General features: G+C 72.9%; 17 protein-coding genes. 8 read left to right on the top strand and 9 right to left on the bottom strand.

Annotation, left to right across the window (positions count from 1 at the left end; genetic code table 11):
• Positions 1-171 precede the first annotated feature (171 nt).
• The 3 genes from J2S42_RS00570 to J2S42_RS00560 all read right to left on the bottom strand — a co-directional run bounded on the left by J2S42_RS00570 (position 172) and on the right by J2S42_RS00560 (position 3043).
• Positions 172-1350 carry an alpha/beta hydrolase gene (locus J2S42_RS00570; protein WP_307234088.1) on the bottom strand — a complete coding sequence of 393 codons (1179 nt, stop codon included), beginning with the start codon at positions 1348-1350 and terminating at the stop codon, positions 172-174.
• A gap of 154 nt (positions 1351-1504) precedes the next feature.
• A complete protein-coding gene (locus J2S42_RS00565; protein WP_307234086.1) occupies positions 1505-2191 on the bottom strand; it encodes a hypothetical protein in 687 nt (228 codons plus the stop codon).
• 135 nt (positions 2192-2326) lie between these two features.
• Positions 2327-3043 carry a TetR/AcrR family transcriptional regulator gene (locus J2S42_RS00560; RefSeq protein WP_307234084.1) on the bottom strand — a complete coding sequence of 239 codons (717 nt, stop codon included), beginning with the start codon at positions 3041-3043 and terminating at the stop codon, positions 2327-2329.
• Positions 3044-3157: 114 nt separating this feature from the next.
• On the opposite strand from J2S42_RS00560, the gene J2S42_RS00555 reads away from it, so the two are divergent.
• Positions 3158-4408, top strand: coding sequence for a saccharopine dehydrogenase family protein (locus tag J2S42_RS00555; protein WP_307234082.1), 1251 nt, complete (start codon positions 3158-3160; stop codon positions 4406-4408).
• Between the two features lie 276 nt (positions 4409-4684).
• Here the strand turns inward: J2S42_RS00555 and J2S42_RS00550 are convergent, their stop codons facing one another.
• Positions 4685-5293: a TetR/AcrR family transcriptional regulator gene (locus J2S42_RS00550; RefSeq protein WP_307234081.1), complete on the bottom strand. Its 609-nt coding sequence runs from the start codon at positions 5291-5293 to the stop codon at positions 4685-4687.
• 96 nt (positions 5294-5389) lie between these two features.
• Between J2S42_RS00550 and J2S42_RS00545 the strand changes: the two genes are divergently transcribed.
• From J2S42_RS00545 to J2S42_RS00535, 3 genes are all read left to right on the top strand, one after another.
• Positions 5390-6139: an SDR family NAD(P)-dependent oxidoreductase gene (locus J2S42_RS00545; RefSeq protein WP_307234079.1), complete on the top strand. Its 750-nt coding sequence runs from the start codon at positions 5390-5392 to the stop codon at positions 6137-6139.
• 84 nt (positions 6140-6223) lie between these two features.
• Positions 6224-6733, top strand: a complete 510-nt coding sequence (locus J2S42_RS00540; RefSeq protein WP_307234077.1) for an HAD domain-containing protein — start codon at positions 6224-6226, stop codon at positions 6731-6733.
• A 55-nt stretch (positions 6734-6788) separates the two neighbouring features.
• The gene (locus J2S42_RS00535) at positions 6789-7943 is read left to right on the top strand and encodes an EAL and HDOD domain-containing protein (RefSeq protein WP_307234075.1); all 1155 of its coding nucleotides are present in this window, start codon (positions 6789-6791) and stop codon (positions 7941-7943) included.
• A gap of 150 nt (positions 7944-8093) precedes the next feature.
• On the opposite strand, the gene J2S42_RS00530 is transcribed toward J2S42_RS00535, so the two are convergent.
• From J2S42_RS00530 to J2S42_RS00520, 3 genes are all read right to left on the bottom strand, one after another.
• Positions 8094-9506: a glycoside hydrolase family 43 protein gene (locus J2S42_RS00530; RefSeq protein WP_307234073.1), complete on the bottom strand. Its 1413-nt coding sequence runs from the start codon at positions 9504-9506 to the stop codon at positions 8094-8096.
• A gap of 215 nt (positions 9507-9721) precedes the next feature.
• Positions 9722-10843, bottom strand: a complete 1122-nt coding sequence (locus tag J2S42_RS00525) for an RNA polymerase sigma factor (RefSeq protein ID WP_307234071.1) — start codon at positions 10841-10843, stop codon at positions 9722-9724.
• Positions 10840-11247: a YciI family protein gene (locus J2S42_RS00520; protein WP_307234068.1), complete on the bottom strand. Its 408-nt coding sequence runs from the start codon at positions 11245-11247 to the stop codon at positions 10840-10842. Before J2S42_RS00520 ends, J2S42_RS00525 begins: the two co-directional genes overlap by 4 nt.
• A gap of 186 nt (positions 11248-11433) precedes the next feature.
• Between J2S42_RS00520 and J2S42_RS00515 the strand changes: the two genes are divergently transcribed.
• Positions 11434-12198: an SDR family NAD(P)-dependent oxidoreductase gene (locus J2S42_RS00515; protein ID WP_307248569.1), complete on the top strand. Its 765-nt coding sequence runs from the start codon at positions 11434-11436 to the stop codon at positions 12196-12198.
• A gap of 25 nt (positions 12199-12223) precedes the next feature.
• Here the strand turns inward: J2S42_RS00515 and J2S42_RS00510 are convergent, their stop codons facing one another.
• Together J2S42_RS00510 and J2S42_RS00505 are read right to left on the bottom strand one after the other, a co-directional pair.
• Positions 12224-12493, bottom strand: a complete 270-nt coding sequence (locus J2S42_RS00510; RefSeq protein WP_307234066.1) for a hypothetical protein — start codon at positions 12491-12493, stop codon at positions 12224-12226.
• Positions 12494-12635: 142 nt separating this feature from the next.
• Complete coding sequence (locus J2S42_RS00505; RefSeq protein WP_307234064.1) at positions 12636-14201, bottom strand: flavin monoamine oxidase family protein; 1566 nt, start codon at positions 14199-14201, stop codon at positions 12636-12638.
• A 195-nt stretch (positions 14202-14396) separates the two neighbouring features.
• Here J2S42_RS00505 and J2S42_RS00500 point away from each other — a divergent pair, with 195 nt between their 5' ends.
• The 3 genes from J2S42_RS00500 (at position 14397) to sodN (ending at position 15658) form a co-directional block, all read left to right on the top strand.
• Positions 14397-14654, top strand: coding sequence for a YbaB/EbfC family nucleoid-associated protein (locus tag J2S42_RS00500; protein WP_307234063.1), 258 nt, complete (start codon positions 14397-14399; stop codon positions 14652-14654).
• 91 nt (positions 14655-14745) lie between these two features.
• The gene (locus J2S42_RS00495) at positions 14746-15252 is read left to right on the top strand and encodes a flavin reductase family protein (RefSeq protein WP_307234061.1); all 507 of its coding nucleotides are present in this window, start codon (positions 14746-14748) and stop codon (positions 15250-15252) included.
• Position 15253: 1 nt separating this feature from the next.
• Entirely contained in the window at positions 15254-15658 is a 405-nt protein-coding gene (sodN, locus tag J2S42_RS00490; RefSeq protein ID WP_307234059.1) for a superoxide dismutase, Ni, read from the top strand.
• Positions 15659-15710: the final 52 nt, after the last annotated feature.

The raw sequence follows: 15710 nt of genomic DNA, 5'->3' as shown, positions 1-15710 counted from the left end.
ACGTGGTCCACCGTAGAGAGACGGGGTTTCCGGTTCGCCGCGTTAATCGAAATGAATGGAGTCGGCCGTGATTCGGCACCGTTTCGCGGTCCGGCGTAATCGCGTGAACCTCGCGAATCCGGGCGCCCACCCGAGTCGCGTGGGCGACGGTTTCCTTTCCGGCGTGTGTCCTCAGTGGCCGAACAGGCCGGTGAGCGCGTCCGGGAACAGGCGCCGCCAGTTCACGTAGTCGTGACCGCCGGGGTATTCGCGGTAGTCCAGCGGGTAGCCCTTCGCCGTCAGCACGTCGCGCAGGCGCCGGTTCACGTCCACCTGGGGTGCCGCGCCGGCCGGGCCCGGGCCGGTCTCCCGGTCCCCGACGTCGAGGTAGAGCCGCAGGTCCGCGCGCGGGCGGGTGGCGAACTGGCGGGTCAGCCACTCCGGTTCGCCGTCCGGGCCGGTTCGCCAGAAGCTGCCGGAGTGCGACAGCGCGCGGCCGAACACGTCCGGCGCGGCCAGCGCGACGTGCGCGGCGGTCAGCCCGCCGAGCGACGCACCGGCCAGCCCGGCCCGGGCCGGATCCGTGGCGACCCGGTACTCCGCGCGCGCCCACGGGATCAGCTCGCGCGCGACGAACTCGGTGTACTCCGGCGTGCTGCCCAGCTCGAGCTCCCGGCGCGCGTCCTCGATGTGCACGTAGAGCACCACCACCGGGGGTATCCGGCCGGCCGCGACCAGCCGGTCGACCAGGTCCGGGAAGCGCAGCACGGCCTGCGCGAGGTGCCCGTCGAACACCACCAGCACGTTCGCGTCCACCGTGGACGCGCCGGCGGGGCGGTGCACCGTGACGCGCCGGGCGCCGCCGAGCGCGGCGCTGGGCACCTCGAGCTGCTCGCGGGGGCCGGCCGGGACCGGCGGGCCGGACAGCCACGGCTCGGGCGGCGCGTCCGGCAGCTCCAGCAGCGAGGCGTACCCGTCGCGGTCGGTCGGGTCGCCGGGGTCGCGCGGGAACGCGACCGTACGCGGGTTGAGCGGGTCGACGTGCGTGGCGCCGGTACCGGACGCGTCCGGCGGCGAGCCGGTGCGACCGTGGCCGAGGTAGTAGAGCGTGCGCAGCCGGGACGGCACCGCCACGGTCCGGTGCCACAGGTCGGTGCCCGGCACCCGGGCGAGCGAGGCCTCGACGCCCCAGCAGACCGTGGTGGTCCGCGCCTCGCCGCGCCAGACGAACGTCACCAGCGACGTACCGCCGGTGCCGGGCGAGATCAGTGGCCCGCCCGCGGCGCGTGCCGCGTTCCAGAGGCGGTCCGCCGCCTCGGGCGCCCCCGCGCGTACCTGTGCCAGCAGCGTGCCGATCCGCTCGTCGATCATGAAGCCACTCCCCGGGGTCGCTCCTCCCGGATCACTGTGGTCGATCCGACCGCTAGGAGTCACGAGCCGGACACGCTTTGTTGCGGGGTTGTCACGAACCCGCACCGTGCGTCACCGGCACACCCGGCCCGTGGCCGGCGCCGTCGCGACCGGCTCAGAGCACGTCCAGCACCAGCAGCACGGTCAGCGTCATCGCCGGCACCAGGAAGGCCGCGCCGGCGATCAGCACCTTCCGCCGGTACGCCGCGTAGCGTCCGCGGACCTCGCGCGCGTCGCCCTCCGCGGTGCCGTCCGCCCAGCCGCCGCGGACCAGGCGCCGGGTGCCGTCCGGCTCGGCCAGCAGCGTGCCGGTGACCACGACCGCGGTGGCCGGGCGGGCGATGTGCTCGGCCACCGCGTACGGCCGCCGGTCCCCGGTCCGCTCCCGGCCGTTGTCCTGATAGGACCGGGCGGCCATCGGCGCCCGCAGCGCGAACAGGCTCTGCCGGGCCAGGTCCGCCGCCACCTCGACGCGCACGCCGCCGTGCTGGATGCTCAGATCACCCGCGGCGCGGCGGGTGTCGGTGCGCCAGTCGACGTAGCCGCCGCCGGGCTCCCGGTGCCCGCGCCGCACGGTCTCCTCGTGCCACGCGGCCGGCAGCCGCGACCAGGGCGCCACCCGCCCGTCGTCCGCCGCCGTGGTGCCGCCCACGGTCACCGGGCTGCCGTCCTTCACGCCGGACAGCTGATCGGCCTGCAGCACCGGCCGCCGCCGCAGCCGCAGCCACCGCACCCAGGACCGGCCCCACAGCAGCGCGGTCACCCCCACCCCGACCCACGCCACCACGACAAGCCCGATCACCCTGACAGCATGCCGGGTCCACGCCCGTGGTGCGCGCCCGCGGTACCGGCCGTTGCGACGCGCCACAGCGCGTCCGCCGGACCGTCGCGCGGGCATCCGTACCCGATAGGCTTGATTTTCGGTTTCTGGGTCCTCTCAGGCCATCCGCGCGGCCACACCGTGCAGCCGCGCGGCTACACCGTCCAGCAGGAGGTCCAGCGCCGCCGGGAAGGCGCTGGCGACCATCTGCGTGGCCAGCAGCGGCGCCGCCTCCGCGATGTGCGGGTGGGTGGCGGACGGCAGCCGGGCGTAGGTGGAGCGCCACACCTCCTCCTCGGCCAGCAGCGCCGCGTTCGGCAGCGCCAGCGAGGCCGCGTCCAGCGCGGCGAACGCGAGCACCTGGTCGATGAACGCGTGGTAGACGCCGACCGCCTCCGGCACCGGCAGGCCGGACGCGCGCAGCACCGCGAGCACGGCCTCGTCCGCCGCGAGCTCGTTCGTCTTCCCGGTGACCCGGCTGGTGGTGAGCACCGCGGCCTGCGGGTGCGCCACGTAGGCCGCGTGGATCCGCAGGCCGAGCGCGCGCAGGTCGTCGCGCCAGGCACCGGCCGGCCGCCAGCCGCGCAGCGCCTGGCCGATGAGCGTGTCGCCGATCGCGAGCGTCAGCTCGTCCATGCCGCGGAAGTAGCGGTACAGCGTGCTCGGGTCGCAGTCCAGCGCCAGACCGAGCCGGCGGGCGCTGAGACCCGCGCTGCCGTGCTCCCTGAGCAGCCGTAACGCGGTGTCCACAATCAGCGTCTCGGACAGCACGGTGCCGCCGCGCGTGGGCCGCCGCCGGCGCCGTTTCTCCTCCGGAACCACCGTCTTCGGCACGGGCCCTCCCCAGGATTCTTATGCCAACACAGTTGACCTTACGCGAGGAGGGCGCGTTTGATCAGCTGCGGGGCCCCACAACATTGACGCAAGATCGATAGGAGTCTCTCCCCCATGCGAGTCCTGCTGTTGGGTGCCGGCGGTGTCGGTACGGCGATCACCCGGATCGCCGCCCGGCGGATGTTCTTCGACGAGATGGTGGTGGCCGACTACGACCTCGGCCGCGCGCAGGCCGCCGTCACCGCGGCCGGCGACACCCGGTTCCGTGCCGAGCGAGTGAACGCCGCCGACCCTACGGCCATCACCGCGCTGATCCGGCGCACCGGCGCCGACGTGGTGCTGAACGCGGTCGACCCGCGCTTCGTCATGCCGATCTTCGACGCCGCGTACGCGGCCGGCGTGACCTACCTGGACATGGCGATGTCGCTGTCCCGCCCGCACCCGGACACGCCGTACGCCCGGTGCGGCGTCAAGCTCGGCGACGATCAGTTCGCCCGGGACGGCGCCTGGGCCCGCGACGGCCGGCTCGCCCTGGTCGGCATGGGCGTCGAACCCGGGCTCTCCGACGTGTTCGCCCGGCACGCCGCGGACGAACTCTTCGACGACATCGACGAGATCGGCGTCCGGGACGGCGCGAACCTGACCGTGGACGGCCACGAGTTCGCGCCGTCGTTCAACATCTGGACGACCATCGAGGAGTGCCTGAACCCGCCGGTCGTGTGGGAGAAGGGCCGCGGCTGGTTCACCACCGCGCCGTTCAGCGAGCCGGAGGTCTTCGACTTCCCCGAGGGCATCGGCCCGGTCCAGTGCGTCAACGTGGAGCACGAGGAGGTGCTGCTGATCCCGCGCTGGGTCCCGGCCCGCCGGGTCACGTTCAAGTACGGCCTCGGCGAGGAGTTCATCCGCACGCTGCGCACGCTGCACCAGATCGGCCTGGACCGCGCCGACAAGATCATCGTCCCCGGGCCGGCCGGCCCGGTCACCGTCTCCCCACGCGACGTCGTCGCCGCGACGCTCCCCGACCCCGCCACGCTCGGCGCCCGCATGCGCGGCAAGACCTGCGCCGGCACCTGGGTGCGCGGCACGTACCGCGGCGTGCCACGCGAGGTCTACCTCTACCACGTGGTGGACAACGAGTGGTCGATGGCCGAGTACGGCTGCCAGGCCGTGGTCTGGCAGACCGCGATCAACCCGGTCGTCGCGCTCGAACTCCTCGCCTCCGGCACCTGGTCCGGCACCGGCGTCCTCGGCCCGGAGGCGTTCCCGGCCCGGCCCTTCCTCGACCTGCTCACGGCGTACGGCAGCCCGTGGGGCATGCGCGAACTCACGCCGGCCACGCTCCCGGCCGGGCTGCAGGCCGCGTGACCCGCTCTCCCGGCACCGTCGAGGCCACGCCGGGACGCCTCGACGGCGCCTCGACACCGCGGTTCAGCCGCCGGCCCCCGGCACGCGCCGCACCCCTGGTCGCCGGCGGCACCGGGAACCGGCATCACCCCGGCGTCGAGCAGCATCCGGATGCCGTCCATCGACGAAAAAGGCACCATGCCGTGAACGCGGCCCGCGGTTCTCCGCCGGTCCAGGCCTTGGCCGGCGAACCGGTCGGCGCGGACCGGTACGAGGCCCGCCGCGCGCAGCGCTCAATCACGCCGGCGGCCAGTGGCGCAGGGCCGCGGTGACCACCTCCCGCAGTTCCTCGTGGGTGGCACCGCCGGCCGCCTGCACGGCGATGCCGTTCGCCACCGTCATCACGTAGCGGGCGATCAGCGCCGGATCGGATCCGGCGGGCAGATCCCCGTCGTCCAGCGCCCGCTGGAAGCGCTCCCGCAGCAGCGTACGGCCATGGTTGCGCCAGTCGGCGAGAATGTCGCGGGCGACGCGCCCGGCCTCACCGGCGGCCAGCGACCCCTGCACGCTCAGGCACCCGGCCGGACTGTCCGCCAGCGTGCTCGCGGTGACCGAGCCGGTCAGGAACTCGGTGGCGACCTCCAGCGCGGTCGGCTTCATCAGCGCGCACGCCACGTACGCCGCCGGTCCCTGCTCGTACCGTTTCAGCGCCTTGCGGAACAGTTCCTCCTTGTTGCCGAACGCCGCGTACATGCTGGTCTTCGTGATGCCCATGGCGGCGGTCAGGTCGGCGAGGCTGGCGCCCTCGTAACCCTGCTCCCAGAAGACCCGCATGGCCCGTTCGAGGGCCTCGTCGGCGTCGAAGCCGCGCGGCCGGCCGATCAGGGGTTTCCGGATGTCCTCCATGATCTCGATCATACCCTTCGGTACCGAGCGGTATGGAAGTGCTACGGTCCTACTTTAGTACCGATCGGTGCGTAAGGCAGGGGACGGGAGAGCATCATGGGCAAGCTGGACGGCAGGACCGCGGTGGTGACCGGCGGCGGGACGCGCGGGATCGGGCGGGCGACCGCGCGGCGGCTGGTGGCCGAGGGGGCGCACGTGTTCATCACCGGGCGGCGCACGGAGTTGCTGGACGAGGCGGTCGCGGAGATCGGCGAGGGTGTCACGGCGGTGCCGGGCGACATCACCGCACCGGCGGACCTGGACCGGCTCTACGACGCGGTGCGGGCGCGTGGGCGCGGGCTGGACGTGCTGTTCGCGAACGCGGGCACCGCCTCGCACGCCACGCTGGAGCAGCTGACCGTGGCGGAACTGGACCGGATCCTCGCGGTCAACGTACGCGGCACGATGCTCACCGTGCAGGGCGCGCTGCCGCTGCTCAACCCGGGCGCGTCGGTGATCCTGAACGCCTCCACCGCAGCCGGGCACGGCACGGTGGCGTTCGGTGCCTACGCGGCGTCCAAGGCCGCGATCCGCACGTTCGCCCGCACCTGGGCGAACGAGCTGAAGGGCCGGGGCGTACGGGTGAACGCGATCTCCGCCGGGCCGATCGACACGTCCGGCATCACCGAGCTGTTCGGCGCGGAGAACGAGGCGGTCGCGAAGGCCGCGCTCGGCGCGAACGTGGCGATCGGCCGGATGGGCCGCCCGGACGAGGTCGCGGCCGCGGTCGCGTTCCTGGCCTCCGACGACAGCAGCTACATGCTCGGCGCGAACCTCTACGTCGACGGCGGCGAGAACCAGATCTGACCCTCACCCCGTGGCGGCGGCCCCCGCCGTCACGGGCCGGAAACCGGCGCGCGCCCGCGCGCGCCGGCGGATTAGAGTCGCCGCATGACACCCCCGGTCTGGCTGCTCGACGTCGACGGGGTGATCAATGCGAAACGGCCCGGCTGGAGCGGCCCGCCGCTGCGCCGGGACGTCTACTCGCCCGCCGACGACTACACCTACCCGATCCGCTTCGCGCCTCCGCTGATCGAGCGGCTGCGGGAGCTGATCACGGCGGAGCGGGTGGAGGTGCGCTGGTGCACCACCTGGTGCCCGGAGGCGCATCTGCTGGAGCGGATCTGGTCGCTGCCGCCGCTGGCGGCCGCGCTCACCCGGCAACCGCTGCCGCGCGGGCCGGAGTGCCGGCCGCTGAAGTACCGGGCCGCCCGTGACGTGCTGCACGCCGAGGGGCGGCGGCTGATCTGGACCGACGACGAGGCGCTGCCGGCGGCCGGCCCGGCCCGGGACGCGCTCACCGCGGGCGGCCGGGCGCTGCTGATCGCGCCGGACTCCCGCCGCGGCCTGCAGCCCGCGGACCTGGACGCGGTCGAGGAGTTCGCGGCCGCGGCCGGGTAGCGGGCGCGTTGCGGGAAAGGTTCAGCTCCGGACGCACGCCGCCGATACGGCGGCCATGTCCAACTCCCCCGAAGGTGCGCGCGCCGCGCGGACCGTACACGTGGGCCGCCAGGCGGTCCTCGACCGCAAGCGGGCGGTCATCGGCCACGAGCTGCTGTTCCGCCGCGACTCGGCGTCGCTGGAGGCGACGCACCGCGACTCGGGCGCGACCAGTCAGGTGATCGTCACGTCGATCACTGACATCGGGCTGGAGTCGCTGGGCGGCGGCGCGCGGTGCTTCCTGAACCTGACCCGCGAGTTCGTGACCGGCGAGCTGCCGCTGCCGTTCGGGCCGGACAAGGTCGTCCTGGAGATCCTGGAGACGATCGACGTGGACGACGCGGTCGTCGACGGCGTGCGCCGGCTGGTCAACGAGGGCTACGAGGTGGCGCTGGACGACTTCGTGCCCGGCACCGGCGCGGACCGGCTGCTGCCGCTGGCCGCCTACGTGAAGGTCGACGTGCTGGAGTCGACGCGCGACGACATCCTCGCCACGCTCGCGCTGTGCCGCGGCTACCCGCAGGTCATGGTGATCGCGGAACGGGTCGAGAACGCGGAGCACATGGAGTTCGCGCTGGCCGCCGGCTTCGACGGTTTCCAGGGCTACGCGATCTCCCGGCCGGAGGTGGTCTCCGCGGCCGCGCTGCCCGCGCCGCGCCTGCGCGGCATCGAACTGCTCGGCATGCTGGTCGACAACAAGCTGCCGCACTCCCAGGTCCACTCGCTGATCACCTCGGACGCCACGCTGTCCGTGCGCATGCTCGCGGCCGCGAACGCGGACCCGCTCGGCCTGCCGGTGCAGGTCAAGTCCGTGCAGGAGGCGATCCTGCTGCTCGGTGAGGACCGGCTGCGCGACTGGACCACGCTGATGCTGGCCGGGGACACGGTCGGTGACGAGGAGGTGCTGCGCCAGACCCCGGCCGGTCTCGGCCGCGCCCGGATGGCGCAGAACCTGGCCCGCCGGCTCAACCTGCCGGCCGACGAGGCGTTCGTGGTCGGCCTGGTCTCCACGGCCGCGGAGGCGCTGGGCACGCCGACCGCGGAACTCGCACCGCGCCTGTCGCTCAACGCGGAGATCACCGACGCGCTCACCGACGGCACCGGCGCGCTCGGCAACCTCCTCGGCCTGATCACCGCGTACGAGGTGATCGATCCGCCACGACATGACTGAAGGCACGAAGCGGATATACCCGCTTCCGGCGTGGTCACGGTCCGCACGCTCCCGCGGGCACCGGTCGTCGCCGGCGCTCCTCCCTGTCCGTTGCGCGGGTGGTCGCCGGAGAACCGAAGACCACGATGTGTGATCGTGACGCCCGGAGGGTCAGGACGTCACCCGGAACGTGGCGTCGGCCCGGCCGGTGGCGTCCGTGATCGGGTCGAGGCGCAGCAGGTAGTTGCTGTGCCGGAGGTACCGGTCCGGGTAGTTGTACGACTGGAACGAGCTCCACGACGCGTCCGCCAGCCCGGCCACCCGGCGGAACGTGGCGTCCCCCGCGAACGTGGCCGAGCCGTCCCCGGGCGCCAGCTGGAAGTCGAACCCGTAGTGCCGCAGGTAGTACCCGGGGTAGTTGACCGACTCGAACGACACCGTGCCGGTCCCGCCGGCCAGCCCGGCCACGATCCGGAACTGCGCGTCCGCGGCCGGGCTCACGTTCGCGTCGATCCGCACGTCCAGGTTGATGTGCCGGACGTACCGGTCCTGCGCGTTGTAGGACTGCAACCGGTTCACCGGCGCGCTCGGCCACCGCGCGAGCACCCGCGACTGCTCGGCCACGGTCAGGTTCAGGATCGTGCCGTGCCGCTTCCGGGTGCCGCCCATCGCGTACGACCCGGACGACGGCAGCCGGTACGCCGTCGCGCTCGCCGGGTGCGTCGTCAGCACCGGCAGGTAGCCGCGCCCGGACGCGTACTGGTCCAGGTACAGCGCCCACTCGTTGCGGTCGTTGAACTTCGTCCACATCGGGCCCTCGACCTGCGCGCCGGTCAGCCCGATGCCGGAGAGATCGCCGAGCGTGGTCCACGTACCCAGGATGCTGTTGCTTCCCTCGATGGTGATCTGCCCGTCGCCGGACGTGCGTACGTACCGGTAGCCGCCGGTGTTCGACTCCACGATCTGCGTATCGATGATCTCCTGCGCGCCGGGCCGGGTGATGTACGGAGCCGGCGTGCCGATCGACCGGAAATTCGACGTGCGCGCGTAGTAGATCCGGTGCTTCGTGGCCCCGTTCTGCGGCACGTTCGTCGCCCAGTAGAGCACGTAGTCGCCGGTGTCCGGGTTCCAGATCGCCTCCGGCGCCCACGCGTTGCGCCCGTCCGGGATCGCACCCGCCACATTGAGCAGCCACGGCGCGGACCAGGTGACCAGGTCCGCCGACTCCCAGACGACGAGGCTGCGGCTGCCGTTGTTGATCGCCGCGTTCCAGTCCTGCCCGCAGCCGATGCACAGATCCGTCGCGATGATCCAGTACCGGTCACCGGCCGGCGAGCGCACGATCGCTGGATCACGGACGCCGCGGGTGCCGATCGTGGTCCGCACCACCGGCGCACCGTTGTTCAGGTCGCTCCAGCGCAGCCCGTCCGTGCTGTGTGACAGATAGATCTGCTGCCCTTCCGACGACTCGCCGGTGAAATGCGCCATCAGGTACCCGGTGTACGTAGCGGCCTGCGCCGGCGCCGCCACCACGATCAGCGGCAGCAGCACGGCCACGACGACGGTCAGCACACGTGCCTTCATACGGTCGCCCTTCGTGCGGTCACCCGGAACGTGACGTCCGCGAGCCGATGGAACGTTCTCCGGGACTGGGGCATGGCGGACCGTCCTTTCCCGTCACGGTGTCTTCGCACCGGCGAAACATGGCGGCTACAAATCGACGTGAGGTGATGTTAGCGCTCACCCCGGCGATGTCAATGGGTCCGCATCGGTGCGCTGTGAGCGCGAACATATGTCGGTCAGCGCGCGTTGAGCCGGGCCGCCTGGCGGATCAGATGATCACGTTCGGCCAGGTGGAGTGCCCGGTGCGCGGCCTCGGCGTAGAGCCGCGCGGCCGTGTCCAGCTCCCCGGCCCGCTCGTGCAGGTACGCCGCCACCGCGGTGTAGCGCGGCAGCGTGTCGTCCAGCGCCGCGAGCGCGGCCAGCCCGGCCCGCGGCCCGTCCGCCTCGCCGACCGCGACCGCCCGGTTCAGCCGCACGATCGGGCTGTCCGTCAGCGCGGCCAGTTCGTCGTACCACTCCAGGATCTGCACCCAGTCGGTCTCCGCCGCGGCCGGCGCGTCCGCGTGCAGCGCCGCGATCGCGGCCTGCGCCTGGAACTCGCCCAGCCGGTCCCGGGCCAGCGCGGCCTGCAGGATCTCGACGCCCTCCGCGATCAGCCGGGTGTCCCAGCGGCTCCGGTCCTGCGCCGCGAGCGGCACCAGCTCGCCGCCCGGCCCGGTCCGCGACGCCCGCCGCGCGTGGTGCAGCAGCATCAGCGCCAGCAGCCCGGACACCTCCGGATGGTCGTACCCGGCCGCGAGCTGCCGGGTCAGCCGGATCGCCTCCGCCGAAAGGTCGACGTCGCCGGAGTAGCCCTCGTTGAAGACCAGGTAGAGCACGCGCAGTACGGTCGCGACGTCGCCCGGCCGGTCGAACCGCACGCCGGACACGGTCCGCTTGGCCCGGCTGATCCGCTGCGCCATGGTCGCCTCCGGCACCAGGTACGCGGCCGCGATCTGCCGAGTGGTCAGCCCGCCGACCGCGCGCAGCGTCAGCGCGACCGCGGACGACGGCGACAGCGACGGGTGCGCGCACAGGAAGTACAGGTGCAGGGTGTCGTCGGTCGTGCTCGCCGGCCCCGGGGCCGGCTGTTGCTCGACCAGTTCCTCGCGCCGTCGGCGGGCCGCGTCGGCCCGCGCCGCGTCGGCGAACCGCCGCCAGGCCACCGTGATCAGCCACGCCTTCGGATCCGCGGGCGGGTTCGAGGGCCACACCCGGATCGCCTCGACCAGCGCGTCCTGGACCGCGTCCTCGGCTGCCGCGAAGCCGGCTCCGCGGCGGACGAGGACGCCGATCACGACCGGGACGAACTCCCTCATTCGGTGATCGTCGGGGGCTCGGTCAGGAACGGACGCAGCTCCAGCCACTCGTGGATCGGCTTGCCGCCCGCACCCGGCGCGGCCGACAGCTCACCGGCCAGCTCCACCGCGCGCTCGTGACCGTCCACGTCGATCACCATCCAGCCGGCGATCAGGTCCTTGGTCTCCGCGAACGGGCCGTCGGTCACCGGCGGCCGGCCCTCCCCGTCGTACCGCACCCACTCGCCCCGCGGTGCCAGCGCCTGGCCGTCCACGAACTCGCCGCTCTCCCGCAGCCGGTCCGCGAAGTCGTTCATGTACCGGACGTGCGCCTCGACCTCCGCCGGCGTCCACTCGGCCATCGGCACGTCGTTGACCGCCGCCGGTGCGCCGCGGTAGTGCTTGAGCAGCAGATACTTCGCCATGATCGGTCTCCTCGGTCGGTCCGGTGCGACCCATTGTCGCCACCGTCACCCCGGGGACGGAGCCACCGGCACGATCTCGACATCCCCGGCCGAACTTTTTCTGGCGTTCCTCCGGACCGTTCGCCGGCGTGATGCCGGATCCGCCTCACGGATACGCTGGCCGGGTGCTCCCCGATCTAGACCGTTCTGATCACCGGGGCCAGCGCCGGCATCGGCGCCGCGTTCGCCCGTGCCCTGGCCGCCCGTGGTGCGCACCTCGTCCTCGTCGCCCGCCGCGCCGGGCCACTGGCCGCGCTCGCGGACGAGCTCCGCCGTACCGTGCCGGTCGAGGTCGTCGCGCTTGATCTGTCCGCCCCGGCGGCGGCCGCCGACCTCCACCGGGCGGTCACCGACCGCGGCCTGCACGTCACCAGCTTGATCAACAACGCCGCGGTGGGGTCGTTCACGCTGTTCGCCGACGCCGACCCCGGGCAGCTGGCCACCGAGATCGCGCTCGACGTCGCGGCACCGGTGCAGCTCACGGCCGCGTTCCTGCCCGGCCTGCGGCACGCCGGCAACGGCTTCGTGATCAACCTCGCAAGCGCCTCCGGTTACCTGCCGTCGCCGCGGATGGCCGTCTACAGCGCCACGAAGGCGTTCATGCTGAGCTTCACCGAGTCGCTCTGGACCGAGCTGCGCGGCACCGGCCTCACCGTCTTCGCCGTCGCCCCCGGTGCCACCGCCACCGGCTTCACCGCACACATGGGCCCGGACGCGGCCGTGCTCACCGCCGGAAAGGTCCGCCGCCCCGAGGACGTCGTGGCCACCGCACTGCACCACCTCGAACGCCGCAATCCCGCCCCGGCGGTCATCGACGGCCGCGCCAACCGCCTCACCGTCACGCTGACCCGCTTCCTCCCCCGCCGCCGCACCGCCGCGTTGATGTCCCGCATCTTCGACCCCACCCGCTGATCCGACCCCACCCGCTGACCGGCCCCTACGGCACACGCACGCCGCCGGTCCGCACACCCGGGCACTCCACGCGGAGTGCCCGCGCGTCGGCCGCGCCACCGATCCGGATCCCGTCCAGGTGCCGCGGATCGACGAGGAGCGGCCCGCTGGTCAGGTCGAACAGGACGGCCCGGACCACCCCGTCGGCCAGTTCCGACTCGCCGTCGAGGAACAGCGTTACCGCCGGACAGCGCACGTCGGCACAGGTGCCGATGAAGTTCCCGGTCAGGCGCCACTCCGGCACCACGACGCTCACCACCCCGTTCCTAGGGCGGGCGACGCCGTTCCGGGCGCGGCCGGGCAGGCCCCCGGCCGGGGGAGAGCCGCGGACCGGCGGAGCGCGAGGGACGCCGCTCGCGGCCCGGTCGAGCGGGATGCGTACGAAGGAGCCGGTGGGGTCAGGTCGTCATGACGCGGGAGTGGAGGGCGGTGACGGCCGCGCGGGCGGAGACGAAGGAGCCGTGTTGCCAGGCGACCGAATGGCTGAGCCAGTCACCGGCGAAGTAGACCCGGCCGGCCGGCGCGAGGAGCAGGTCGTAGCCGGGGGTGCCGTAGGGCGGGCCGGTCCAGGCGCCCTCCAGGTGCGGCACCTTCTGCCACGCGATCGAGAACGACGAGGCGAGGTCCTCGCGGTAGCGCGGGCCGTGGATGAGCGCCCCGGCGGTCAGCGCGCGTTCCAGCCGTTCCGGATGGGTGAGATTGCCGTACGCCAGCGCGTTCTGCCCGGTGTTGTAGTAGCCGACGACGACGCCGCGGCGGCCGTGGTAGTCGTAGGAGGGGTACCAGATGTGTGACACGTCCAGGTCGGTCTCGGTGATGCCGCCGTAGATGCGCATCTCGCGTTCCCACCAGCGGGTGCGGTACTCAAGGCCGATCTTGCCGGACGGCGCGACGCGGAACGTGTTCAGCGCCGCGGTCACGGCGGTGCCGAGGTTGTGCGGGACGCGGGCCATCAGGTGCGGCGGCAGCGTGGCCACGCAGTAGTCGGCGCGCAGCTCACGGGCCCGCCCGCCGGCGGTGTACTCGACGATGACGCCGGTGTCGGCGGAGGTGACCGAGGTGACGATCGCGCCGAGCACGACCCGGCGCGGTCCGATCGCGGCGGTGAGCGCGCGCGGGATCGTGTCCATGCCGCCGGCCGGCTGGAACATCAGCATCGCCTGGTCGTAGCCGAACTCGAAGCTGAAGTAGCGGCCGACGCCGGAGGCGAACGTCTCGGACAGTGCCGGTGGGTCGCCGAGCAGTGTGCCGGCGTCGTTGCCGGCGCCGGGCGGGCTGGCGTAGCCGCGCCGCCCGCCACCGGCGTAGACGCCGTTCGTGAGCCCGCCGAAGCCGGACAGGAACGAGATCAGCCGGTCCCGGTCCTCCGGCGTGAGCGTGGCGTCCAGCGCGCCCTGGCTCGTGGCCTTGGTGAGCAGCTCCGACACGTAGCCGAACATGTCGGCCTTCGCCGTGCGATACCGGACCGGCGCGGTCATGCCGGTGTTGTAGATCAGCGCGTCCGCGTTGCTGTTCGTGAAGACCTCGACCGGCACGCCCAGCTCGCGGCAGTAGTCGAGCGTGACCATCCACTGAGCGATCCGCGCCGGGCCGGCGTTGAGGTACTGCCCGGGCGAGAACGTGGCCCGCTGCGTGCGGCCGTCCAGGTCGGTCTCCGCGTCGCCGCCGCGGATCGTGCGGTTGCGGCCGCCGGCGACCGCCCGTGCCTCGAGGACCGTGCAGTCGTAGCCGGCCTTGCCCAGCTCGTAGGCCGCGGCCAGGCCGGCCACGCCGCCGCCGAGGATCACGACCTTCTTGGCGGTACGGCCGGTGAGCGTGAAGTCGCCGGTGCGCGGTGCCCGGTACGGCGGGGCGGCGGCGTGCGCGGCGTCCGGGGCCAGCCCGAGCGCGCCCATCGTGGCGAACATGGCGCCGGCACCGCCGGAGACACCGACGGCGCACAGGAAGTCACGTCTGGTAGTCATGCCCGGGAGTGTGGAGTCCGTTGATTGCCGCAGCCACGTAACAGTCGTTAACGAGATATGTCAAAGTCTCGATCAACAACGGTGCGCGGGCCGGGATGAGCAATGCGGTGGTCGCCTAATCCCATAGACGCGCTTGCATGCGCGTGGTCGAATGGCACGGTACGCCGACGACCACGCTGGGGGGATGTGGTGACGGTGATCGACAACGACCGGGAGGGCCGGGGCGAGGCGCTGGACGGGCTGGTACGGGTGACCGCGGGCCGCGACGGCCGGATCACCGGCATCCGGCTGGATCCGGGCCTGCGCCGGCTGCACCTCGACGAGATGGCCGCCGCGGTGCTCCGGGCCGTGAACGCCGCGCTGGACGACTCGCTGCCGGACCCGCACGCGGCGGAGATGGCCCGGTTCACCGGCGCGCTGACCGAGGCACTCAACCACCTGGGGAGGCCGTGACACCGGTCTCGCCGACGCGGCTCACCTTGACCTGAAGCACGGTTGAAGTCTTAGCGTTCTCCGGAGCACAACCCGGCGAGCGAGGATTCACGTGACCATCAGCGACATCGACACCGGCCTGTCCGCACGGTTCCGGGACGCGTTCCGCGGCTACCCGACCGGCGTGGCGCTGATCTCCGCCACCGGGCCGGACGGGCCGGCCGGCCTGACCGCGTCCAGCGTCGCGTCCGTGTCGGTCGACCCGCCCGCGCTGTCCTTCTCCGTGATGGGCTCGCCGTCCGCGCGGGTCATCACGGCCGCGCCGGCATTCGTGGTGCACCTGCTCGGCCCGGCGCACGCGGACGTCGCGCGGTCGTTCGCCCGGCCCGGCGCGCCCCGGTTCACGCCCGAGCAGGGCTGGCTCACGCTCCCGACCGGCGAACCGCTGCTGCGCGACGCCCAGGCCGCGCTCCGCTGCCGGCCGCTGCACCTGCTGCCGGTCGGCACGTCCACCGTCGTGGTCGCCGAGGTCGTCGAGGTCCTGCTCGGCGTGCCCGGCGACCGCCTGATTCACCACGACCGTACGTTCCGCACGGTCGACGCCCCGAAAGGACACTGAGTTGCGTCTCCCGCGTTTCCTCACGCCCGCGACCGTCGCCAGCGCGCACTGCGACCTGCCGTGCGGCGTCTACGACCCGGCGCAGGCCCGGATCGAGGCCGAGTCGGTCAAGGCCATCGCCGAGAAGTACCGGGCCAGCACGGACGCGGAGTTCCGCACCCGCGCGCTGATCATCAAGGAGCAGCGGGCGGAGCTGGTCAAGCACCACCTCTGGGTGCTCTGGACCGACTACTTCAAGGCGCCGCACTTCGAGAAGTACCCGCAGCTGCACGCGCTGTTCAACGAGGCCACGAAGCTGGCCGGGGCGAGCGGCGCGAAGGGCTCGGCCGACCCGGCGGTCGCGGACCGGCTGCTCGCGAAGATCGAGGAGATCTCGAAGATCTTCTGGGAGACGAAGCAGGCCTGATCACCCGGGGTGCGGCGCCGGCGGAGGAGAGTCGCCGGCGCCGCACCGATGG

The organism is Catenuloplanes indicus, assembly GCF_030813715.1.
GTDB classification, from domain to species: domain Bacteria; phylum Actinomycetota; class Actinomycetes; order Mycobacteriales; family Micromonosporaceae; genus Catenuloplanes; species Catenuloplanes indicus.
Note: the sequence above shows the minus strand (reverse complement) of the source record. Positions and strands in the feature narration are given on the sequence as shown.

Excerpts from the sequence above, each read along its gene's own strand:
- J2S42_RS00570 (WP_307234088.1), bottom strand. The coding sequence starts at position 1,350 with ATGATCGACGAGCGGATCGGCACGCTGCTGGCACAGGTACGCGCGGGG.
- J2S42_RS00555 (WP_307234082.1), top strand. The coding sequence starts at position 3,158 with ATGCGAGTCCTGCTGTTGGGTGCCGGCGGTGTCGGTACGGCGATCACC.
- J2S42_RS00550 (WP_307234081.1), bottom strand. The coding sequence starts at position 5,293 with ATGGAGGACATCCGGAAACCCCTGATCGGCCGGCCGCGCGGCTTCGAC.
- J2S42_RS00545 (WP_307234079.1), top strand. The coding sequence starts at position 5,390 with ATGGGCAAGCTGGACGGCAGGACCGCGGTGGTGACCGGCGGCGGGACG.
- J2S42_RS00540 (WP_307234077.1), top strand. The coding sequence starts at position 6,224 with ATGACACCCCCGGTCTGGCTGCTCGACGTCGACGGGGTGATCAATGCG.
- J2S42_RS00535 (WP_307234075.1), top strand. The coding sequence starts at position 6,789 with ATGTCCAACTCCCCCGAAGGTGCGCGCGCCGCGCGGACCGTACACGTG.
- J2S42_RS00530 (WP_307234073.1), bottom strand. The coding sequence starts at position 9,506 with ATGAAGGCACGTGTGCTGACCGTCGTCGTGGCCGTGCTGCTGCCGCTG.
- J2S42_RS00525 (WP_307234071.1), bottom strand. The coding sequence starts at position 10,843 with ATGAGGGAGTTCGTCCCGGTCGTGATCGGCGTCCTCGTCCGCCGCGGA.
- J2S42_RS00520 (WP_307234068.1), bottom strand. The coding sequence starts at position 11,247 with ATGGCGAAGTATCTGCTGCTCAAGCACTACCGCGGCGCACCGGCGGCG.
- J2S42_RS00505 (WP_307234064.1), bottom strand. The coding sequence starts at position 14,201 with ATGACTACCAGACGTGACTTCCTGTGCGCCGTCGGTGTCTCCGGCGGT.